At 67.7% G+C, this 19,864-nt stretch carries 18 protein-coding genes; 1 reads left to right on the top strand and 17 read right to left on the bottom strand.

Annotation, left to right across the window (positions count from 1 at the left end; genetic code table 11):
• Position 1 precedes the first annotated feature (1 nt).
• The 10 genes from E0W60_RS03085 to tauA all read right to left on the bottom strand — a co-directional run bounded on the left by E0W60_RS03085 (position 2) and on the right by tauA (position 8,616).
• A complete protein-coding gene (locus E0W60_RS03085) occupies positions 2-403 on the bottom strand; it encodes a PaaI family thioesterase (protein ID WP_133094717.1) in 402 nt (133 codons plus the stop codon).
• A gap of 20 nt (positions 404-423) precedes the next feature.
• A complete protein-coding gene (locus tag E0W60_RS03080; RefSeq protein WP_135702980.1) occupies positions 424-1,407 on the bottom strand; it encodes a tripartite tricarboxylate transporter substrate binding protein in 984 nt (327 codons plus the stop codon).
• 34 nt (positions 1,408-1,441) lie between these two features.
• On the bottom strand, positions 1,442-2,245 hold the full coding sequence (locus E0W60_RS03075; protein WP_135702979.1) for an enoyl-CoA hydratase/isomerase family protein: 804 nt from the start codon (positions 2,243-2,245) through the stop codon (positions 1,442-1,444).
• Positions 2,246-2,255: 10 nt separating this feature from the next.
• Positions 2,256-3,020, bottom strand: a complete 765-nt coding sequence (locus E0W60_RS03070) for an SDR family oxidoreductase (RefSeq protein ID WP_135702978.1) — start codon at positions 3,018-3,020, stop codon at positions 2,256-2,258.
• A gap of 1 nt (position 3,021) precedes the next feature.
• Entirely contained in the window at positions 3,022-4,167 is a 1,146-nt protein-coding gene (locus E0W60_RS03065) for a thiolase family protein (RefSeq protein ID WP_135702977.1), read from the bottom strand.
• A 36-nt stretch (positions 4,168-4,203) separates the two neighbouring features.
• Positions 4,204-4,557 carry a Zn-ribbon domain-containing OB-fold protein gene (locus tag E0W60_RS03060; RefSeq protein ID WP_135702976.1) on the bottom strand — a complete coding sequence of 118 codons (354 nt, stop codon included), beginning with the start codon at positions 4,555-4,557 and terminating at the stop codon, positions 4,204-4,206.
• A 174-nt stretch (positions 4,558-4,731) separates the two neighbouring features.
• A complete protein-coding gene (locus tag E0W60_RS03055) occupies positions 4,732-5,661 on the bottom strand; it encodes a LysR family transcriptional regulator (protein ID WP_135702975.1) in 930 nt (309 codons plus the stop codon).
• Between the two features lie 255 nt (positions 5,662-5,916).
• Positions 5,917-6,789, bottom strand: a complete 873-nt coding sequence (locus E0W60_RS03050; protein WP_133094297.1) for an ABC transporter permease subunit — start codon at positions 6,787-6,789, stop codon at positions 5,917-5,919.
• Positions 6,790-6,799: 10 nt separating this feature from the next.
• Positions 6,800-7,576, bottom strand: coding sequence for a taurine ABC transporter ATP-binding protein (locus E0W60_RS03045; RefSeq protein ID WP_133094298.1), 777 nt, complete (start codon positions 7,574-7,576; stop codon positions 6,800-6,802).
• A 41-nt stretch (positions 7,577-7,617) separates the two neighbouring features.
• Entirely contained in the window at positions 7,618-8,616 is a 999-nt protein-coding gene (gene tauA / locus E0W60_RS03040; protein ID WP_135702974.1) for a taurine ABC transporter substrate-binding protein, read from the bottom strand.
• A gap of 299 nt (positions 8,617-8,915) precedes the next feature.
• Between tauA and E0W60_RS03035 the strand changes: the two genes are divergently transcribed.
• On the top strand, positions 8,916-9,686 hold the full coding sequence (locus tag E0W60_RS03035; protein WP_135702973.1) for an SDR family NAD(P)-dependent oxidoreductase: 771 nt from the start codon (positions 8,916-8,918) through the stop codon (positions 9,684-9,686).
• A 20-nt stretch (positions 9,687-9,706) separates the two neighbouring features.
• On the opposite strand, the gene pdeM is transcribed toward E0W60_RS03035, so the two are convergent.
• The 7 genes from pdeM to E0W60_RS03000 all read right to left on the bottom strand — a co-directional run bounded on the left by pdeM (position 9,707) and on the right by E0W60_RS03000 (position 19,853).
• Positions 9,707-10,402 (bottom strand): ligase-associated DNA damage response endonuclease PdeM, encoded by a 696-nt coding sequence (pdeM, locus tag E0W60_RS03030; RefSeq protein ID WP_135702972.1) that lies wholly within the window; start codon positions 10,400-10,402, stop codon positions 9,707-9,709.
• Entirely contained in the window at positions 10,399-13,083 is a 2,685-nt protein-coding gene (locus tag E0W60_RS03025; RefSeq protein WP_205751620.1) for a ligase-associated DNA damage response DEXH box helicase, read from the bottom strand. Before E0W60_RS03025 ends, pdeM begins: the two co-directional genes overlap by 4 nt.
• Entirely contained in the window at positions 13,080-14,753 is a 1,674-nt protein-coding gene (locus tag E0W60_RS03020) for an ATP-dependent DNA ligase (protein WP_135702971.1), read from the bottom strand. The genes E0W60_RS03025 and E0W60_RS03020 overlap by 4 nt, the downstream gene beginning before the upstream one ends.
• Positions 14,750-15,892, bottom strand: coding sequence for a ligase-associated DNA damage response exonuclease (locus E0W60_RS03015; protein WP_431189864.1), 1,143 nt, complete (start codon positions 15,890-15,892; stop codon positions 14,750-14,752). Before E0W60_RS03015 ends, E0W60_RS03020 begins: the two co-directional genes overlap by 4 nt.
• A gap of 655 nt (positions 15,893-16,547) precedes the next feature.
• A complete protein-coding gene (locus E0W60_RS03010; protein ID WP_135702970.1) occupies positions 16,548-17,243 on the bottom strand; it encodes a hypothetical protein in 696 nt (231 codons plus the stop codon).
• Positions 17,244-17,246: 3 nt separating this feature from the next.
• Entirely contained in the window at positions 17,247-17,810 is a 564-nt protein-coding gene (locus E0W60_RS03005; protein ID WP_135702969.1) for a PAAR domain-containing protein, read from the bottom strand.
• Positions 17,811-18,410: 600 nt separating this feature from the next.
• Positions 18,411-19,853 carry an NAD(P)/FAD-dependent oxidoreductase gene (locus E0W60_RS03000; RefSeq protein WP_133094305.1) on the bottom strand — a complete coding sequence of 481 codons (1,443 nt, stop codon included), beginning with the start codon at positions 19,851-19,853 and terminating at the stop codon, positions 18,411-18,413.
• Between the last annotated feature and the right edge of the window lie 11 nt (positions 19,854-19,864).

Genomic DNA, 19,864 nt, shown 5'->3' with positions numbered 1-19,864 from the left:
GTCATGTCTCCGGAAGGATGCGGGATCGTTTGAACGTGCCCTGCGCGGTGGCGACCAGCACGCCGGCATCGGTGGCCAGTTCGGCCGTGGCAAAGTACAGGCTCTTGCCGGCGCGGCTCACCGTGGCGGTGGCGCGCAGCCGGCCCGCGCTGGCCTTGCTGAGGTAGCTGATGGCCAGCATTACCGTCACCGCGTGGCCGAGGGCGCCGTCGGGGCCCGTCGGCAGGCCGGCGTAGCCGCAGGCGGCGTCGAGCAGCGTGGCGATCACGCCGCCCTGCACGCTGCCCTGCCGGTTCAGGTGGCGCGGCTCGATGTCGAGCTCGAAGGCGCAGCGGCCGTCGCCGACGCTGGCCAGGCGGATGCCAAGGTAGTCCAGCAGCGGGTTGTCGGTGGGCGGCACCATGGGGTGTTCAATCGGCGCGTTCACAGCGCCACCTTGATGTTGTTGTCCTGGATCACGCGCTGCCAGCGCGACATTTCCTTGCCGATATGCGCCTTCAGCTCGGCCGGCGTGGAGGCCTGCGGCTCGAAGCCCTGCTTTTCCAGTTGCCCGGCAACGTCGGGCGACTTCAGCGCGGCCACCAGCGCGGCATTGACCTTGTCGACCACGGTCTTCGGCGTGCGTGCCGGCGCCAGCAGGCTGTACCACAGCTCCGCGTCGTAGCCGACGATGCCGGCCTCGGCAAAGGTCGGCAGGTCTGGCATCAGCGCGCTGCGCTTCTTGCCGGCGATGCCGAGCGCACGCAGCTTGCCGGCGCGCACGAACTGGATCGACGAGGCAAAGGTGGCGAACGAGATCTGCACCTGGCCGCCCATCAGGTCGCTGATCGACGGGCCGGTGCCGCGGTAGGGCACGTGCAGCAGCTCGGTCTTGTTCAGCTTGGCGAAGACCTCGCCCGCCAGGTGCTGCGGCGTGCCGGGCCCCGGGCTGCTGTAGCTGAGCTTGCCCGGGTTGGCGCGGGTGTACTGGATGAACTCCTGCAGCGTGCGGAACGGCTGGTCGGGATTGGCGACCAGCATGATCGGCACCGACGCGATGCGCCCGACCGGCTCGAAGTCGCGCTCGACCTGGAACGGGACCTTCATGCCGAGGAACGGGTTCATCGTGATCTGGCTCGACGCGATCACCAGCGTGTAGCCGTCCGGCGCGGCGTGCGCGACGTAGTCGGCGCCCAGGTTGCCGCCGGCGCCGGGTTTGTTCTCGATCACGATGGTCTGGCCCAGCAGCTGGCTCATCTTGGGTGCGATGGCGCGTGCCAGGATGTCATTGCCGCCGCCCGGGGCGAACGGCACCACCAGCGTGATCGGCTTCTGCGTGGGGTAGGGTGCCTGTGCCGCTGTGCTCAGCGCCGTGACTGTCAGCACGCCGGCCATTGCCGCGCGCATGATTCGGGAAATACCTGCCATGGTTGTGTCTCCTGCGTGGTTCTTGTCGGTCCGCTCAGCGTCCCGTGTAGTGGGGCTGCCGCTTTTCGGCGAAGGCCTGGCGGCCTTCGGCGCGGTCGGCGGTATCGCGCAGCACGCCCCAGTAGAGTTCGGTGAGTTGCTGCGCGTCGGTCTCGCTGAGGTGGCTGGTCTGGCGCGACAGCTTCTTGACCGCCTGCACGGCCAGCGGCGCGTTGGCGGCGATGCGCGCGGCCAGCGCCAGCGCACGGTCGGGCAGGGCATCGGGCGCCATCGTCTCGGTGACCAGGCCGATGCGCGCGGCGTGCGCGGCATCGATGCGTTCGCCGGTCAGCACCATCTGCATCGCATGCGCCGCGGGCACCGCCTTGAGCAGCCGGTGCAGGCCGGACACCGCCGGGATCGAGCCGACCGCGACTTCGGGCAGGCCGAAGGTCGCCTGCGTCGACGCGATCCGCAAGTCGCACTGCAGCGCGAGCTCCAGCCCCGCGCCGAGGCAGTGCCCGTTGACCGCCGCGACCAGCGGCTTGCCGAGGCCGAGGTCGGTCAGATCCATCAGCCGGATATAGAGCCCAAGGTCAGCAGCATGCTCCGGCGCGCGGAACAGCGCCTCGGGGTAGGTGGCGGCGGAGGTGCGCGTGCCCTTGAGGTCCGCGCCGGCGCAGAAGGCGCGCGTGCCGGCGCCGGTCAGCACCGCGACGCGCAGGTCGTCGCGGTCGCGCACCTCGGCCAGGTGCGCGCGCAGTTCGCGCAGCGTGGTTACGTCGAGCGCATTGAGCGCGTCGGGCCGGTCGATGGTCAGCACCGCGACCGCGCCTTCGATGTGGCGTTGGATGGTCATGATGGCTTCCTTACACGCTGGGCGACGACAGGCTGCGCCCGCCGCAGACGTAGAGCGTCTGGCCGGTTACGTACGACGATTGCGGATCGAGGAAGAAGCTGACCGCATTGGCGATATCGTCGGCGGTGCCGATGCGCTGCACCGGCACCGACTTCTGCAGCCGCGCCTGTACCTCCGGCGCAAAGCCACGGAACAGCGGCGTATCGACGATGCCGGGCGCGACCGCGTTGACGGTGATGCCCTTGCCGGCGAACTCGATCGCCAGCGAGCGCGTCAGGCTGACCACGCCGCCCTTGGCCGCCGAGTAGTTGGCCTGCCCGAAGCCGCCCAGCCAGGCCCGCGACGAGATATTGACCACGCGCCCGTAGCCGCGCTCGACCATGCCGGGCAGCGCCGCGCGGCAGCACAGGAACTGCGAGCGCAGGTTGGTATCGATGACCAGGTCCCAGTCGTCGTCGGTCATCTTCAGGAAGCGCATGTCGCGCACTGCCCCCGCGTTGTTGACCAGGTAGTCGACGCGGCCGGCGCGGGCCGCGACTTGCGCAAAGGCGTCGTTGACCGCGGTGGAATCGGTCAGGTCGGCGGTGGCGCCGAAGGCATTGAGCCCTGCGGCGGCCAGCGTGCCGACGGCCTCGTCCAGCGCACCGCCATCGCGGTCCAGCAGCGCCACGGTCAGCCCCTGCCGCGCCAGTTGCGTGGCGATGCCCAGGCCGATGCCGCGCGCGGCGCCCGTGACCACGGCCACATGGGTGGGATCGAATCGTTGCGTACCCATGTCAGACTCCCAGCAGGTGGACGGAAGACGCGGCGTGGTCGACACCCGCGATGCCGCCGCCGGTGCATTGCGTCAGGCCGACGCGCGCGTTCTCGACCTGGCGCTCGCCGGCGCGCCCTTGCAGGTGCCACAGGATCTCCACCATCTGCGCCACGCCGGTGGCGCCGAGCGGGTGGCCCTTGGCCAGCAGGCCGCCGCTGGGGTTGACCGGCACGCGGCCGCCCAGCCGGGTTGCGCCGGACTTCAGCAGCGGCACCGCTTCGCCTGGCTCGGCCAGGCCCAGCGCTTCGTAGTAAAGCAGTTCGGCGATGGTGAATGCGTCGTGCAGCTCGACCACGTCGACATCCTGCGGCCCCAGCCCCGCCTGCTCGTACGCCTGGCGCGCGGCACGCGCGGTGATCTCGGCATCTAGGATGTCGTCATCGGCCTCTTCGCGCAGGCCAGAGACCACCACCGACGACAGCACCTTGACCGGACGCGCCTGCGCCGGACGGCGCGTGCTCAGCACCACCGCGGCGGCGCCGTCGACCTGCGACGGGCAGCACTGCAGCAGCGTCAGCGGGTCGGCGATCATGCGCGAGCCGAGCACTTCTTCCAGCGTGGTGGCCTTGCGTTGCTGCGCATACGGGTTGAGCGAGCCGTTGTAGCGGTTCTTGACCGCCACTTCCGCCAGGTCGGCGGGCGATGCGTCGCGCTCGTGCAGGAAGCGCGTCCCGCGCATCGCATACACCGCGGGCAGCACCATGCCGGCCTTGGCATAGAGGTCCGTCTTGTGGTCGTTGCGCTGCAGCGGGATGGTGCCGCCACCCAGCGCGGTCAGTTGCTCGATGCCGAACACCAGCACGGTGTCATATTGCCCGGCCAGCAGCGCGTGCCGCGCCAGGTGCACGCCGGTGGCGCCGCTGGCGCAGGCGTTCTCGACGTTGTAGACCGGGATGCCCTTCAGCCCCAGGTCGCGCACGATCAGCTGGCCCAGGATCATGCCGCCCATCACGTTGGCGCAATACACCGCCTGGATGCGGCCGAGCGGCACGTCGGCGTCGGCCAGCGCCTTGAGGATGGCCTGTTGCGCCAGTTCCGGCGCCAGCACGCCGGGGTGGCGGCCAAACGGCGTCATCGCGCCGCCGTGGATGTAGATGTCCTGCATGTTGCTTTCCCTTTCCTTCTGCATTCTTTCGATCGGTCAGGCCGTGACGGCCTCGAAGACATAGCCGAACTCGGCGTCCGGGCGCGCTTCATAGCGGTCGCCGATCGCCGGGCGCGCCTTGCCCTGCAGGCGCCCGAAGATGCGCACCGGGCCGACGAAATCGACATAGCCCAGCGCGTACGGCGGCTGGCCGCTCTTGGGCGCGGGATGGATCACGGTGAAGCTGTAGACCACGCCGGAGCCGCGGATGGCGACGGGGTCATGCTCGGCGGCGAGCGGCGAATTGGCCGGCACTGCCGGGAAGATCCATTCGCCGGTGGCGCGGTGGCGCGAGGCGATCAGGTGGGGAAGGGGGTCCGCACTCCAGAGCGGATAGGCTTGGTCTGACACGGCAGTCTCCTGTGTTGGTGGGCCTTGGCGTAATGGTTGTCGCTGGCGGCGCGTGCGACAAACGACATTTCCGGCGCGTTCGCTTGAGAAAAAATCAAACGAAGGGCCGGCGCAGGGCGTCAGGAGAAGGGTGTTGGAAGGAAGTGTGGGTGGGGCTGCTTCGCGCCGGAAGGCTCAGGGCACCAGGCCCACCAGCCGCGACAGCGATTGCTCCGCGCCGCGCCCCGCTTCCACTACGAAATCGATGAAGCGCCGTACCCGCACCGGCATCTGGCTGCGGTGCGGGTAGTACATGTACAGCCCGACATTGCTGCTGCTGAATTCCGTCAGGATCGCCTTGAGCCGGCCGCTGACGAGGTCGGCGTGGATCATGTAGGCGGACAGCTGGCCGATGCCAATACCGGCGCGCACCGCCTCGACCTCGGTTTCCACGTCGTTGAAGCTGGCGACGGCGGGCACCTCCTGGTAGACCAGCGCGCCGTCGACCTGCAGCTCCCACGGCACCATGCGCCCGGTGGCCGGGCGGCGGAAGCCGGTGCACTGGTGCTGCAGCAGTTCGTCCAGCGTGGCCGGCTCGCCGTGCCGTGCGAGGTAATCGGGAGCGGCGCAGATGACCAGCGGCAGGTCGCACAGCCGGCGCGCCACCAGGTTCTGGCCGGGACTGGTGCCGGCGCGGAAGCCGATATCGATGCGGGACTCGACCAGGTCGGTGAAGAGGTCGCTCAGCACCACGTCGAAGGTGATGCCCGGATGCAGCCCGCGGAAGGCGCGCACCAGCGGCACCAGAACGCGGCTGCCGACCGACGGCGGCGCGGTCAGCCGGATCAGCCCGTCGTCGTCGCTCTTGCTGCTGCGCACCTGGTCCAGCGCCTCATCCAGCTGGCGCATGCCCGGCGCGGCCAGCTCGAACAGCCGCGCGCCTTCGGTGGTGAGGCTGAGCTTGCGCGTGGTCCGGTGCAGCAGGCGCACGCCGAGGTCGTCTTCCAGCGTGCGCACCGCCTTGCTGACGGCCTGCGGGGTCACGCCGGCTTCTACCGCGGCGCGCTGGAAACTGCCGGCGCGTACCACGCCGATGAAGAGGGTGAGGACGCGGGCTTTGTCCATGATTGGCAACTGGCGGTTGGGAATGTGCCGATGATAGTGCGTAACCGGCCTTGCTGGCTCGAAAAGGCGGGCTTTCGTACAAGTGACGGGACCGGGCGGCGTTGCGTAGCATTGAGGGCACACGCGCGCCGCGGGGGAGCAGGGCGCGCTGCATTTCGGCAAGCGGCTGATCGGGCGGAACCGGGCGTATCAATCACCGCCAGATGCCAGCCGCCAGGAACAGAATCCCGGCGGCCAGCAAAATGCCCACCCCCCTTACATCCTCCCCTTCCAGGGCACCAACCACTTCGCCATCTTCCTCATCAGCAGATCAAACACATAAGCAATCAACCCGATCAGCACGATCCCCATGATCACAACGTCGGTACGCAGGAAGTTGGACGCGTTCAGCACCATCTGCCCGAGCCCGGCGGTGGCGGCCACCATCTCGGCCGCCACCAGCGTGGTCCACCCGAAGCCGATCGCAATCCGCATGCCTGTCAGGATGTCCGGCAGCGCGGCGGGCAGCACCACGTGCCGCACCACCTGCCACGGCGTGGCGCCCATGGAGTAGGCGGCATTGATCTGCTCGATGGTCACCGACCGCACCCCCGCCTGCGCCGACATCGCCAGCGGCGCGAAGCACGCCAGGAAGATCAGCAGCACCTTCGAGGTCTCGTCGATGCCGAACCAGATCACGATCAGCGGCAGGTACGCCAGCGGCGGCAGCGGGCGGTAGAACTCGATGGGCGGATCGAAGATGCCGCGCGCGATGCGCGACACGCCCATCAGCACGCCGATCGGCACCGCCGTGACCACCGCCAGCCCGAACGCGCCAAATACGCGCACCATGCTCGCGGTGAAATGCTCGGTCAGCGGCTGGCCGCCTTGCAGGTTGCCCTGCCAGGCATCGATGAAGGCGGTGACGATCGATTCCGGCGTGGGCAGGAACAACGGCGGCAGCCAGCGCAGGTGGCTGGCGACCCACCACAGGACGAGCAGGCTCGCCACGGTTACGGTGGAGATGCGCGAGCTGGAGCCTTCGCCGGGCAGGCGGTAGCCCGACACGGCTTTCATCGGCTTGCTGGAAGGCACGGCCGCAGGTGCTGCGCGCGGCGCGGGTTCGATGCGTTGGGCGGAAGCGGGCATCTTGAATTCCTCAGGCGGTGGCATGGATCAGGTCAACGATCTCTTCGCGGTAGCGGATAAATTCCGGGTCGGACTTGACCTGGCGGGCATCGCCGCACTCGATGAAGCGGCGCGCGAAGGGCAGTTCATAGGTATGCGCGATGCGGCCCGGCGACGGCGTCATCACGATCAGCCGCGTCGCCAGGAACAGCGCCTCTTCCACGCTGTGGGTGATGAAGAACACGATCTTCTGCTCCTTCGCCCACAGCCTGAGGATCAGCGCCTGGATCGATTCGCGCGTCAGGGCGTCGAGCGCGCCCAGCGGCTCGTCCATCAGCATCACGGCCGGGTCGCAGGCCAGCGCGCGCGCGATCCCCACGCGCTGCTGCATGCCGCCGGAGAGCTGGTAGACCGGCTTGGCGGCCGCCGCATCCAGTCCCACCGCGGCCAGTTTTTCGCGGGCGATGCGCAGGCGTTCGGCGCGCGGCACGCCGCGCAGGCGCAGGCCCAGCGCCACGTTGTCGGCCACGCTCAGCCACGGCATCAGCGCATGCTTCTGGAACACCACGCCGCGCTCGGCACCGGGTCCGCGCACGGCCTTGCCGTTCAGCCGGATCTCGCCTTCCGACGGCTCCATGAAGCCGGCGATGCACGACAGCAGCGTGGTCTTGCCGCAGCCCGAGGCGCCCAGCGCGACGACGAAATCGCCGCGCTCCATGGTGAGATTGACCTGCGACAGGGCCAGCGTGCGGGCGCCGCCGGCGGCGCCGTAGTTCACGCTGAGGTTATCGATTTCAAGTTTGTTCATGACGATTTCCGCTGCTGTTGCCGTTCCACACACCGCGCGCGTTACCGCAGCGCTCGTTTGGCCCATTCCGCATTGACGCCCTTGCTGTAGTCCGGCAGCACTGTCTGGATGGTCCCTTGCTCCTTCAGGAACTGCGCCGCCGACTGCAGCGCACGCGCCGCGCCGCCACCGAGCCAACGCTCCGAGACCTGCTCTTCCAGCGTCGGGAAGGCATACAGCGCCATGCTGGCCGGCACCGTCTCGGCCTTGGCGCCCGAGACCTTGGCCACCGCCTTGACCATCGGCGAATCGGCGGTCCATGACGCCTTGTTCTTGCGGTAGTTGTCGTCCGCGGCGGCCAGCATGCGCACCAGCTTGACCATGAACTCCGGGTTTTCCCGCGCGAACTTCTTGTTGGCGATCATCCCGTCGAAGGTCGCCTTGCCGGTATCGGCGGCGATCTGCCCGGAGGTCGTCAGCACCGTTCCCGACTGCTTGAGCTTGGCCAGCACCGGATCCCAGATAAAGGTCGCGTCGATGTCGCCGCGCTCCCACGCAGCCGCGACCTCGGGCGGGCGCATGTTGACGATGCGCACGTCCTTGGGATTGACCCTGGCGCGCTCCAGCGCGACCAGCGTGTGGTAGTGCGTGGTCGACACGAACGGCACGCCCACGCGCTTGCCCTTCAGGTCGCCGATGCTGGCGATCTTGCTGCCGTTGCGCGCGACCATGGCCTCGGCCGCGTTGATGTCATCCAGGATCCAGAACAGCTCCACGTCCAGCCCTTGCGACAGCGCCGAGGCGATTGGGGAAGTGCCCGCCTCGCCGATGGCGATCTGGCCCGACGCCATCGCGCGGATCACGTCGCCGCCGCCGCCGAACTGGCGGAACGACACCTTGTAACCGGTCTGCTTCTCCAGTTCCTTCATGTCTTGCGCATAACGCCAGGGCACCACCATGTCCTGGTAAGCAATCACTACATCCTTGCTTTGCGCGTGGGCGGCTGGCACCAGTGCTGCTGCCAGGGCGAAATACGTCGCAAGTCGCTTGATCCACCGCATGGTTCTGCTCCTCGAAAGGAAAGGGGTTGAAGGTCTCGGCTTTATAGGTGAGCGCCGATCCGGCGCTATAGGACCAGTTGGCCGGATTCGCTGGGGCCAGCCTCGCCGCGGCGCCGGAAATGGCGACAGGCCGGGCGGAGCGGTGGCCCGGGCCAGCGTCAATCATGGAAATCCTTAGCGGCCCGGAAGTGCGCCGGCGCGCATCCAAACTCATCGGTTCCGACGACGAGCTTTGTGGCGTGACGGGTCAACAATGAATGTCCGGTCGAGGCAGCGACCCACCATCCGAGGAGACAGACATGAGCAAGCACCCCTTCGACCTGGCAGGAAAAGTGGCCCTGGTGACCGGCGGCAACGGCGGCATCGGGCTGGGCATCGCCGAGGGCCTGGCCGCGGCCGGCGCGGACATCGCGATCTGGGGCACCAACGCGGACAAGAACGCCGCCGCCGCCGTCCGGCTGGCGCAGCATGGCCGACGCGTGCACACCGAGGTGTGCGACGTGGGCGACGAGCAGGCGGTCGATGCCGCCATGCAGCGCACGGTAGCGGCGCTGGGGCGGATCGATGGCTGCTTTGCCAACGCCGGCATCGGCGGCAACAAGGGGCCGTTCGATGCGATGACGGCCGAGGTATGGCGCAAGACCATGCGCGTCAACCTGGATGGCGCCTTCTTCACGCTGCGCGCCGCGGTGCGGCAGATGCTGGTGCAGGGCGAGGGCGGCGTGCTGTGCAGCACCGCGTCGGTCGCGGCCATCGAAGGCGCGCCGCGCACCGAGCACTACGCCGCCACCAAGGGCGGCGTGATCTCGATGATGCGCGGCCTGGCCGTCGAATATGCACGCAAGGGCATCCGCGCGCATTCGATCCTGCCCGGCTGGATCAAGACCGAGATGACTGGCGCCGCGCAGGCCAACGATGCCTTCCAGGAGATGGTGCACAAGCGCGTGCCGATGCGCCGCTGGGGCGAGGGCAGCGATTTCGCGGGCATTGCGGTCTACCTGATGAGCCCGGCGTCGGCCTACCACACCGGCGACACCTTCGTCATCGACGGCGGCTACACGCTGTTCTGAGGCCTGCTCTGAGCGCTGTACTAAGGCGCGCGGCCAACCGGCCAGACACGGCCGCCGCCGACCACGTAGACGCGTTCGTCCGGCTGCGGCCGCACCGTGGCGTGGCCGGTGAAGGCGCCGAAGGCGGGCAGGATGGCGCCGCACGGGCCGAACAGGAAGCACGGCAGGCGCAGGCTGTCGGCGCCGGCACCGCGCAGCCGGCACGCCGGGTGCAGGTGGCCGGCCAGCACGTAGCCCAGCGGCGATGCCCCGGGCATGTGGCACAGCGCGAACGGGCCCGCCGCGGCCGGCTCCGTCACTACGCGGATCTGCAGCGAAGCGGGCGGGTCTCCCGCGCGCGCATCATGGTTGCCTCGCACCAGCGTGCAGCGCACCGGCGGAGGCAGGCTGCGGCGCCAGCCGTCCAGCGCCGCCAGCACCGCCGGCGTGCGCGCGGCGCGGGCGTGCAGGAAGTCGCCGAGGAAGACCAGCTCCTCGATGGGCAACTGCCGCGTCAGCTGCGTCAGCAGGCCGAGGTTGTCGCCGGTGGTGCCGTGCGGCACGGGTTGTCCGAGCGCGCGGAATGCCGCGGCCTTGCCGAAGTGCACGTCGGCCACCATCAGCATGCCCGCCGCCGGCCACCACGCCGCGTGCTCGGGCAGCAGCCACAGCGTTTCTCCCGCCACCTGAATGGGGCAGGCGCCGTTGGCCTGCAGGGTGCCGGCATCCGGTGTCATAGCAGCGGCAAGGGTCTGGAGGGCTTGCGCGCGCGACGGGGCTTGCGCGGCGTGCGGCCGGACGGACCGGCGTGGTCGGCCATGCCGAAGCGCGCCGCTTCTGCCACGGCGTCGGCCTGCATGCCGGCGGCTTCGCCGGGCTCGGCGCCAGCGGCCAGTTCCAGCTCGGCGAGCATGCGCGCGATGCGGTCGGCCAGCTTCTCGGTGCTGAGCTTCTCGCGCAGGAATTCCACCACCAGCGGGAACGACAGCGGCGTGGGGCGCTTCAGGGCGTGCAGGTCTAGCCTGAGCGTTGCCAGCCGTTCGAGGGTTTCAGCGAGCCGGTGTGCGTCCAGTTCCTGCATCAGCACTTCGCGCTCGGCCTGGCCAAGCAGCAGGTTGCCGGGATCGTGCTTGCGGAAGACCTCGTAGAACAGGCTCGACGACGCCTGCAGCTGCCGCGCGCTCTTGGGCGCGCCCGGATAGCCCTGGAAGATCAGCCCGGCGACGCGCGCGATCTCGCGAAAGCGCCGCAGCGACAGCTCGCCCGCATTGAGGCTGCCGAGCACGTCGGCGGCCAGGTCGCGCCGGCGCTCCTCGGCCAGCACCTGCGGCAGCCAGTGGCCCCAGTCCATCGGCGCTGAGGCGAGCAATTCGAGCCCGTAGTCGTTGACCGCGACCGAGAACGTCGCCGGCACCTTCTGCCCGAGCCGCCATGCCAGCAGGCTGCCCAGCCCGAGGTGCACCGAGCGGCCGGCGAAGGGGTAGAGGAACAGGTGCCAGGCCTCGCGCGAGTGCAGCGACTCGGCCAGCAGCGTCTGGCGCGTGGGCAGCGCCGACCACTGCGCCTGCAGGTCTACCAGCGGCTGGATCAGCGGCAGCTCGGGCGTGGTGCGCGGATCGAGCCGCCCCGCGGCGGCGGCTTCGAGCGTGTCGATCACCGCTTCGGCCAGCTCGGTCGACATCGGCATCTTGCCGCCGTTCCAGCGCGGCACCACCGGGCGCCTGCCGGTGGCGCGGCGCACGTAGGCGGTCATCTCCTGCACGCGCACCAGCTCCAGCAGGCGGCCGCCGAACAGGAAGCAGTCGCCTGGCGCCAGCCGGGCGATAAAGCCTTCCTCCACCGATCCCAGCGAGGCGCCGCCGCTGCCGGCGCGGCTCCAGTAGCGCACCTGCATGGTGGCGTCGCTGACGATGGTGCCCACGCTCATGCGGTGGCGCCGCGCCAGCCCGAGGTCGGGCACGCGCCAGACGCCTTCATCGTCGGGCACCGCGCGGCGGAAATCGGGATAGGCGGACAGCGTGGCGCCGCCCTGGCGCACGAAGTCCAGGCACCACTGCCATTCGGCATCGGTCAGGCCGCGGTAGGCCCAGGCGCCGCGCACCTCGGCCAGCAGCGCCTCGGGCCGGAAGCCGCCGCCCAGCGCCACCGTCACCAGGTGCTGCACCAGCACGTCGAGCGGCTTGTCGGGCGACTCGCGCGCCTCGATCCGGCCCGCCTGCACCGCATGCCGCGCGGCCACGGCTTCCACCAGTTCCAGGCTGTGCGTGGGCACCACCGTCACGCGCGACGCGCGGCCCGGCGCGTGGCCGGAGCGCCCGGCGCGCTGCAGCAGCCGCGCCACGCCCTTGGGCGAGCCGACCTGCAGCACGCGCTCCACCGGCAGGAAGTCGACGCCGAGGTCCAGGCTCGATGTGCAGACCACCGCGCGCAGCTCGCCGTTCTTAAGGCTCAGTTCCACCCACTCGCGCACCGCGCGGTCGAGCGAGCCATGGTGCAGCGCGATCTGTCCTGCCCAGTCGGGGCGCGCATCGAGCAGCGCCTGGTACCACAGCTCGGCCTGCGAGCGGGTGTTGAGGAAGACCAGCGTGGTGCCGCTGTGCCCGAGCTCCTCGACCACGTGCGGCAGCATCGACAGGCCCAGGTGGCCGGCAAACGGGAAGCGGCTGGCATTGCCGGGCAGCAGCGTGTCGATGACGAGGGGCTTGGGGGTGTGGCCGTGCACCAGCACGCGCAGGTCTTCCGGCACGCCGCACAGCAGCACGTCGGCGGCATGCGGCAGGTTGCCGAGCGTGGCCGACAGCCCCCACACCATCAGCGCCGGCTGCCATTGCCGCAGCCGCGCAAGCGCCAGCTGCGCCTGCACGCCGCGCTTGTTGCCGATCAGTTCGTGCCATTCGTCGACCACCACCATGCGCACGCGCCGCAGGGTTTCGTGCGCGTCGGCGCGGGTCAGCATCAGCGTCAGGCTTTCGGGCGTGGTCACCAGCGCGGTCGGCAGGCGGCGTTGCTGCGCGGCACGCTCGGCGCTGCCGGTGTCGCCGGTGCGCAGCGCCACGGTCCAGTCGAGATCGAGTTCCGCCAGCGGCGCCTGCAGCGCGCGCGTGGTGTCGGCGGCGAGCGCGCGCATCGGTGTCAGCCACAGCACCGTCAGCGGCGGCGCGGGCTTGTCGTGCGACAGCGCGGCGCGCGGCGTGCCGAATGCCATCAGCGCGCCCAGCCATGCCGCATAGGTCTTGCCGGTGCCGGTGGTGGCGTGCAGCAGGCCGCTCTGGCCGCGCGCGATCGCGGTCCAGACTTCGCGCTGGAACGCGAACGGCTGCCAGCCGCGCGCATCGAACAGTGCCTGCAGGCCCTGCGCGACGGTCAGCGGCTCGGTGGCGTCCTCCGCCGGCTTGCGCGCGGCACGCGGCGGGGTCATGCCGCATCCTCCCGCGGCGTGGCAGCGCCAGGCAGCATGGCTTCCAGCGTGGCCAGCGTGTCGGCTTCCTCGATGGGCTTGTCGGTGCGCCAGCGCAGCATGCGCGGGAAGCGCACTGCGATGCCGCTCTTGTGGCGGCCGCTGCGGGCAATGCCTTCGAAGCCGAGTTCGAACACCTGCGTCGGCTCGACGCTGCGCACGGGGCCGAATTTCTCGACCGTGGTGCGGCGGATGATGGCGTCGACCGCGCGCATCTCCTGGTCGGTCAGCCCGGAATAGGCCTTGGCGAACGGCACCAGCGCGCGGCCCGGCGTTCCCGGCGGCGCGTTCCACACCGCGAAGGTGAAGTCGGTGTAGAGGCTGGCGCGGCGGCCGTGCCCGCGCTGCGCGTAGATCAGCACCGCATCGACCGAATAGGGATCGATCTTCCATTTCCACCAGACCCCCACGTCCTTGGTGCGGCCGGCGCCATAGGCCGCATCGGCCGCCTTCAGCATGAAGCCTTCCACGCCCAGGTCGCGCGAGGCATCGCGCAGCCGCGCGTAGTGCTCCCAGCTGCCGGCGTCGACCAGCGGGCTCAGTTCCAGCGCGGGGTGGATGTGGCGGGCCACCACCTGCTCCAGCCGCGCGCGGCGTTCCGCCTGCGGCCGCGCGCGCCAGTCCTCGCCCTGCCATTCGAGCAGGTCGTACGCCATCAGGATCGCCGGCGCATCGCGCAGCAGCTTCGCGCCCAGCGTCTTGCGGCCGATGCGCTGCTGCAGCAGCGCGAACGGCTGCACGCGGCCGTCCTGCCAGATCACGATCTCGCCGTCGAGCACGGTGCCGTCGGGCAGCGCCGCCGCGGCGTCGATGATCTCCGGGAAGCGCTCGGTGATCAGGTCCTCGCCGCGCGACCACAGCCAGGTCTGCCCGTCGCGGCACACCAATTGCGCGCGGATGCCGTCCCATTTCCACTCGACCAGCCAGCCGCCAGGCGCGCCGAGCACGTCGCCGAACTGCTCGACGGGCGCCTGCAGCGGATGCGCGAGGAAGAACGGGTAGGGCTGGCCGCCGGCGCGCAACTGGCGGTCGTCATCGCTCTCCGGCGCCAGCAGGGCGAGGAAGCGCGCGGCATCGGGGCGCGCCGACAGGTCGGTGTAGCCGACCATGCGCTCGGCCACGCGCTTGGGCTCGATGCCCGCCACCTCGCCCAGCGCGCGCGTGACCAGCAGGCGCGACACGCCGACCCGGAAGGCGCCGGTGATCAGCTTGAACAGCACCAGCCGGCCTTGCGCGTCCAGCGGCCGCCACAGCGCATCGAGCCGCGGTATCAGGTCTTCCGGCGGCAGGCCGCGCAGCGGCAGCAGGCGCTGTTCGACCCATTCGGCCAGGCCGGCGTGGTCGGCATCCATGGGTTCGGGCAGCAGCAGGGCGATGGTTTCGGCAAGGTCGCCGACGGCCTGGTAGCTCTCCTCGAACAGCCAGTCGGGCAGGCGGGCGGCCTCGCGCGCGAGTTCGCGCAGCACCGACACCGGTACGATCTGCCGCGGCTTGCCGCCGGCCAGGAAGTACACCGCCCACGCCGCGTCCTGCGGCGGGGCGGCGCGCAGGTAGTCGACCAATGCTGCGAGCCGGGCCTTGGTGGAGGTGGTGCCGTCGAGCGCGGCGTAGAGGTCGGCGAAGGCCTTCATGGGGCGGCTTCTTCGTTGCTGGCTTCGCTCACGGCTTCGGCCTGCGCCTCCACGCGCACCGCTTCATCGTCGTCGCCGTACTCGGTCTCGAACGCCTGCGCCTGCCAGCCGCGTTCATTCAGGTAGCGCACCATCACCGGCACATTGCCGTGGGTCACGATGATGCGGCCCGCGCCGGTGGCGCTGATCGCCTGCAGCAGCCCCGGCCAGTCGGCGTGGTCGGACAGCGCAAAGCCGCGATCGACGCCGCGGCGCCGGCGCGTGCCGCGCAGCTGCATCCAGCCGCTGCCAAAGGCATCGGACGCATCGCCGAAGCGCCGCAGCCAGGGCGAGCGCTGCGCCGACGGCGGCGCCACCACCAGCGCCTGCCGCAGCAGCGGGCTGCGCGGCGGCAGTTCGGACGCCAGCGCCATCGGCGGCAGCGCCACGCCGGCGTCGGCATAGGCCGCGTTGAGCGTGGTCAGCGCGCCGTGCACGATCACCGGCCCGGGCAGGCCATCGACGCCGGCATGGTGCAGCAGCCCATGCAGGATGCGCTGCGCCTTGCCGAAGCTGTAGGCGTAGACGATGCTGGCGCGGCCAGCCTGCGCATCGGTGTACCACCAGCGGAAGATCTCCGCCATCAGCGTTGCCTGCGACGGCCAGCGGTAGATCGGCAGGCCGAAGGTGCTTTCGGTGATGAAGGTATCGCACGGCACCGGCTCGAACGGATCGCAGGTGCCGTCGGCCTCCAGCTTGTAGTCGCCGGAGGCCACCCAGACCTGGCCGCCATATTCCAGCCGCACTTGCGCCGAGCCGAGCACGTGCCCGGCCGGATGCAGGCTCAGCGTGACGCCGTGGTGGGTGATGCGTTCGCCGTAGGGCAGGGTGTTCAGGTGGATGCCGGGCAGGCGCGCCAGCAGCACGCCGCGGCCTGGTTCTGAGCACAGGTAGTGCGCATGGCCGAAGCGGGCGTGGTCGGAGTGGGCATGGGTGATGACGGCGCGCTCGACCGGGCGCCACGGATCGATATAGAAATCGCCGGGCGGGCAATACAACCCTTCGGGCCGGGCGACGACCAGGTCGCCGGGGCGCGCGGGTTCGGACGGAAACGGCCGGGGCTGGTCCAAGCGTGCCTCCTGATGCACTGCGGCCGCCATGCGGCTGCGATGCTCCCGGGGCGGGAGACTTGAGCATCATACTGCGGCGGCAAGCGGGATGAGGAGGCGGCGGGATCCGGTTTGGGTGTCGGTGGTGGTCCGACAAGGCGTGCAAGATTGATCGCCAACTGATGCGGTGGCGGCGGGGAGTTGGCACCCTATGGGAGCTTCACCTCTGGGCAGTTCATGTTTGATGAATAGACTGCCGTCGCGTCGTCTGTATCGAAATAGATCCCATCATAATGATCGCCCCTGAAATAAAGCGAATAAATTATGCGGCGCTTGAATTGACCTCTCAATCTAAAATCTGGCCATGCGCAATGTGGGCCGTTCCTTGATATGGTGTCGAGGGAATTCAGTAGTCCATCGGTATTTCCCTTGTAATTTACGACGACGTCCCATCCGAGGTAGCGAAATGGCGTATTGCTTTCTGATTCGTAATCATGTTTGTCAATGAAATTTCCGCTATCCTTGTCAAGGACCCGGGTAACTCGTTCTTGTACATAACATTCTCCGCAAGCATAAGACATGTGGCGGGTTTCTATAATTATGTTCGGCTCAGATAAGGGGAAGGGATAGATTGATATCGCGCATGCACTGCCCGCGATACAGGCCATTGCGCAAAAAAACCGAAGCATTTTTCTTTTTGGGATTTTCATTGTGTCAACCATTTTTCGTCTATTGCGCCTTTTTGTTTTGTTAGTTTTATTAGTCGGCCGCCCTTGAAAATCGCTCGGCTGCCGTGCCTGTAGTCCTGTCTTGGTTTGTCGTCAGCGTCAATTCCGGGGACGGCGTTCGTCGTGTGGCCGATTACGGACGACTTGATCTTTCCCGCCTCTTTCAGTCGTCTCGAGAAATCTGCTGCAATATTGTCTTCGTCTGTTGGATTGGCGGCCGTCTGGCATCCCTGGAACTCGATTTTCGCCTCGTTGGTGAAATTTGAAAATTGAATTTTCGAAAGATCGGGGCGCGAAAGAGATGCATTGTGGACAGCGTAGCGGTACCAGCGAAAATTGTTAAAACCTCCATTATTTTCCTCGCGCACGGATACCATATAGAGGTGATCCGGCCCGCCATGCGTAAATACGTCCAGTGATCGAATGCTGTTGACCTTTTGCTTGTTTATCGTCGCAATGAATTCCTGTGCGGAATCGATTCGCACATCAATGATTTCCAGTGTATTGTTATCGGATTGCTTGTAATCCTTTGTCACTTCGCGCTTGGCTCTTTCGAATGTATGGTTGTCACTTGTTGCATAGGCCCCGCCCCACAACAAAAGACGTACCTTGCGGGCTAGCGCGATAGTATGAACGGAGCCCTTTTTGGTATTGGTTTTGGCAGTATGGGTCATACGTTACATCCGTGGCTCGGCATCGTCACCAGTATAAATCGTCAGCGTTTCAGCCTTTGCTGTCATGATGCGTTGGCAGAAACCGTCTTCGTCGGTGTGGCCGCTGTAGCTGGTCCCGTCCGACACATCAATGACATAAGCGACGCCAGCCAAGGGTTTCTGTGTAATTTCATCTACCAGGCGCACTTGTTCGTCATAATCGGCCGAGGCAGGCTGAGCCGGTTTTGACGAGGCCAGTGGCGAGGCCTCTGGCCGAAGTAATGCCTGCCGACCACTCCGGTTTACTTCGATGACGAAATCGCTGCGTGAGTGAGTGACGATCGGGTTGATAGCGCATTTGCAGTGGACACGCGCTCCTGTTACTAATACCTGCTTGCCATCAATATCGAAGGCCGGGTAGCAGTCGTTCATGACCGGCCCGCCAGCCTTGCAGGCGGGGCATGTTGCGTGATCGCCTTCTACACCTACGATGGCGTCACGGTGGAATACACTGCGGCCTGTCGCGATAAGCACGCCGTTCGTACTGGTCTTGTCTCCGTTTCGGAGCGCGCAGCGATTATCGACCATAACTGCCCCTTGTATGCGAACAGGGTAATAAGCGGGAGTTCATCGTTGCTCCTTGAGTCGGTTTTTTTGCTGAGTAACTAATGAATCAGGATTGGCAACGGAACTCAATCGGAAAAATCAGAATTTGCAGCGACATCTAAAAAGGCCGCAGACTCGGCAGCACGCTATGGCGCCTTCTGTCGTACTGCTAGATTGTGTGTTGCGCGTGGCAATGGGTCGTGCGCGATGCAACGCACGCTACGAGTTATCCCTGCGAGGGGTATGCCAGTCCGGCTCGTGTGGGAAGTTTGTACCGTACGATTAGTGCTTGCTTCAGCGCCTTAGAAATACGATCACAAGGACATCGCATCGCCGGTGCTAGTGAACGCGAGAATGTGATGCCTGCTGCGCTGGTTGCGTATGCCTCGCGCGAGTGGGGGTCTCGGAGTGAGATGCCCAACCGGGAAGCGGGCCGGAGACTCTTCGGCGGTATGAATGAGGGACCAGGCACGTCCAAGCGGCTCAAGAACATGGTCTTGACCTGATCCCTGCAAGAAAGGAATGAGTTAGCAGCGGTCCCTTTGGATGGAAGCAACCGACATCATCGGTGCTGTGGCCGCTTCAAAACACATCATCCTTCCAGTGATACCAGTGATACAGCGCCCGCTGCCCCATCCGGCGGAACGGCGCGAACATCCGCGACTCCGCCATCTCGAGCACGTTCGGGAACGGCAGCGGCGAGCGGAAGATCGGCAGCTGCGGCAGCGACGACTCCTTGCCGGCGATCAGCGCCGCCAGCCGCTTGCCCGCCTGCGCGGAGTACATCACGCCATTGCCGCCATACCCCATCGCGTAGTAGATCGATTGCGACGGGTCCGGCTGCGTGATACGCGGCATCATGTCGTGGCTGACATCGACCCAGCCCCACCACGAGTAGTCGATCTGGATGCCGCGCAGCGCCGGGAACTTGCGGTACATGTCGGCGATCAGCTTCTGCTTGTACTGGTCCTGCGGCGCGTCGTTGCCGGTGATGGCGCTGCGGCTGCCGATCTGCAGGCGGCCGTCGGGCATCAGCCGGTAGTAGTGGCGCAGGATGCGCGTGTCGGTGATGACCTGCGTGGTGCGGAAGTTACACGCGGCAATTTCGTCGGGGGTCAGCGGGCGCGTGACGATCGAGTTTGACAGGATCGGAAACAGCCGGTTCTTGAGCTGGCGGTGCAGCGACTGCGAGGTGTAGCCGCCAGTGGCCACGCCCACGGCGCGGGCGCGCACGATGCCGCCGGGAGTGCGCAGGTAGTGGACGCCGTTGCGCGTTTCCCAGCCGGTCACGGGGCTGGACGGATGCACCTTGGCGCCCAGCTCGCGCGCGCGGCGCAGGTAGCCGAAAGCCAGCTTGCCGGCGTGGATGCCGATGCCCTCGGGCTCGTGCATGGCGCCCGCGGCTTCCTTGTCGTCGACGTATTCGCGCCGCACGGTGCTGGCATCGAGGATGCGCGCGTCGTAGTTGAAGACTTCCCGCAGGATTTTTGCTTCCTTTTCCAGCCCGGGCATCACCTTGTCGCGGTGCGCGATATACAGGTGGCCGCCCGGCTGCGGATCGCAGTCGATGTCCTTGATCAGCCCCTTGAAGGTCTCCATGCCGTCGCAGACCTCTTCATGCAGGCGCAGCGCGGTGTCCAGCCCATAGCGCTGGATCCACTGCGAACGCTTGAGGCGCCCCGACGCGCATTGCGCCTGGCCGCCGTTGCGCGTGCTGCAGCCCCAGCTGACGCGGTTGGCTTCGAGCACGGTGGCCTTGATGCCGTACTGCTGCGCCAGGAAGATCGCGCAGGTCAGGCCGGTGAAGCCCGAGCCGATGATGGCCACGTCGACGTCGATGTCATGGGTGATCGGGCCGTCGTCGGCGGGCGGCGTGCCGGCGGTGCCGATCCAGTAGGTGGGCGCGTACTCGCGGCCCTGTCCGGGGGTGGGGGTATGCAGCGGGTCGTAGGCGGGGTCGTACGGACGCGACGGCGCGGTCGTGTGCTCGCCGCCCAGGGAACTGCGGGGGACTACGGCTTCCATGGCGCGTCTCC

This window comes from Cupriavidus oxalaticus, from assembly GCF_004768545.1.
Classification (GTDB): domain Bacteria; phylum Pseudomonadota; class Gammaproteobacteria; order Burkholderiales; family Burkholderiaceae; genus Cupriavidus; species Cupriavidus oxalaticus_A.
This window is presented reverse-complemented; position numbering and strand designations above follow the sequence as displayed.

What these genes read in the sequence shown, in the direction of transcription:
- E0W60_RS03050 (WP_133094297.1), bottom strand. Translation starts at nt 6,789, where the DNA reads ATGCCCGCTTCCGCCCAACGCATCGAACCCGCGCCGCGCGCAGCACCT.
- E0W60_RS03075 (WP_135702979.1), bottom strand. Translation starts at nt 2,245, where the DNA reads ATGACCATCCAACGCCACATCGAAGGCGCGGTCGCGGTGCTGACCATC.
- E0W60_RS03085 (WP_133094717.1), bottom strand. Translation starts at nt 403, where the DNA reads ATGGTGCCGCCCACCGACAACCCGCTGCTGGACTACCTTGGCATCCGC.
- E0W60_RS03080 (WP_135702980.1), bottom strand. Translation starts at nt 1,407, where the DNA reads ATGGCAGGTATTTCCCGAATCATGCGCGCGGCAATGGCCGGCGTGCTG.
- E0W60_RS03010 (WP_135702970.1), bottom strand. Translation starts at nt 17,243, where the DNA reads ATGACCCATACTGCCAAAACCAATACCAAAAAGGGCTCCGTTCATACT.
- E0W60_RS03070 (WP_135702978.1), bottom strand. Translation starts at nt 3,020, where the DNA reads ATGGGTACGCAACGATTCGATCCCACCCATGTGGCCGTGGTCACGGGC.
- pdeM (WP_135702972.1), bottom strand. Translation starts at nt 10,402, where the DNA reads ATGACACCGGATGCCGGCACCCTGCAGGCCAACGGCGCCTGCCCCATT.
- E0W60_RS03000 (WP_133094305.1), bottom strand. Translation starts at nt 19,853, where the DNA reads ATGGAAGCCGTAGTCCCCCGCAGTTCCCTGGGCGGCGAGCACACGACC.
- E0W60_RS03025 (WP_205751620.1), bottom strand. Translation starts at nt 13,083, where the DNA reads ATGACCCCGCCGCGTGCCGCGCGCAAGCCGGCGGAGGACGCCACCGAG.
- E0W60_RS03065 (WP_135702977.1), bottom strand. Translation starts at nt 4,167, where the DNA reads ATGCAGGACATCTACATCCACGGCGGCGCGATGACGCCGTTTGGCCGC.
- E0W60_RS03055 (WP_135702975.1), bottom strand. Translation starts at nt 5,661, where the DNA reads ATGGACAAAGCCCGCGTCCTCACCCTCTTCATCGGCGTGGTACGCGCC.
- tauA (WP_135702974.1), bottom strand. Translation starts at nt 8,616, where the DNA reads ATGCGGTGGATCAAGCGACTTGCGACGTATTTCGCCCTGGCAGCAGCA.
- E0W60_RS03045 (WP_133094298.1), bottom strand. Translation starts at nt 7,576, where the DNA reads ATGAACAAACTTGAAATCGATAACCTCAGCGTGAACTACGGCGCCGCC.
- E0W60_RS03015 (WP_431189864.1), bottom strand. Translation starts at nt 15,892, where the DNA reads ATGGCGGCCGCAGTGCATCAGGAGGCACGCTTGGACCAGCCCCGGCCG.
- E0W60_RS03020 (WP_135702971.1), bottom strand. Translation starts at nt 14,753, where the DNA reads ATGAAGGCCTTCGCCGACCTCTACGCCGCGCTCGACGGCACCACCTCC.
- E0W60_RS03005 (WP_135702969.1), bottom strand. Translation starts at nt 17,810, where the DNA reads ATGGTCGATAATCGCTGCGCGCTCCGAAACGGAGACAAGACCAGTACG.
- E0W60_RS03035 (WP_135702973.1), top strand. Translation starts at nt 8,916, where the DNA reads ATGAGCAAGCACCCCTTCGACCTGGCAGGAAAAGTGGCCCTGGTGACC.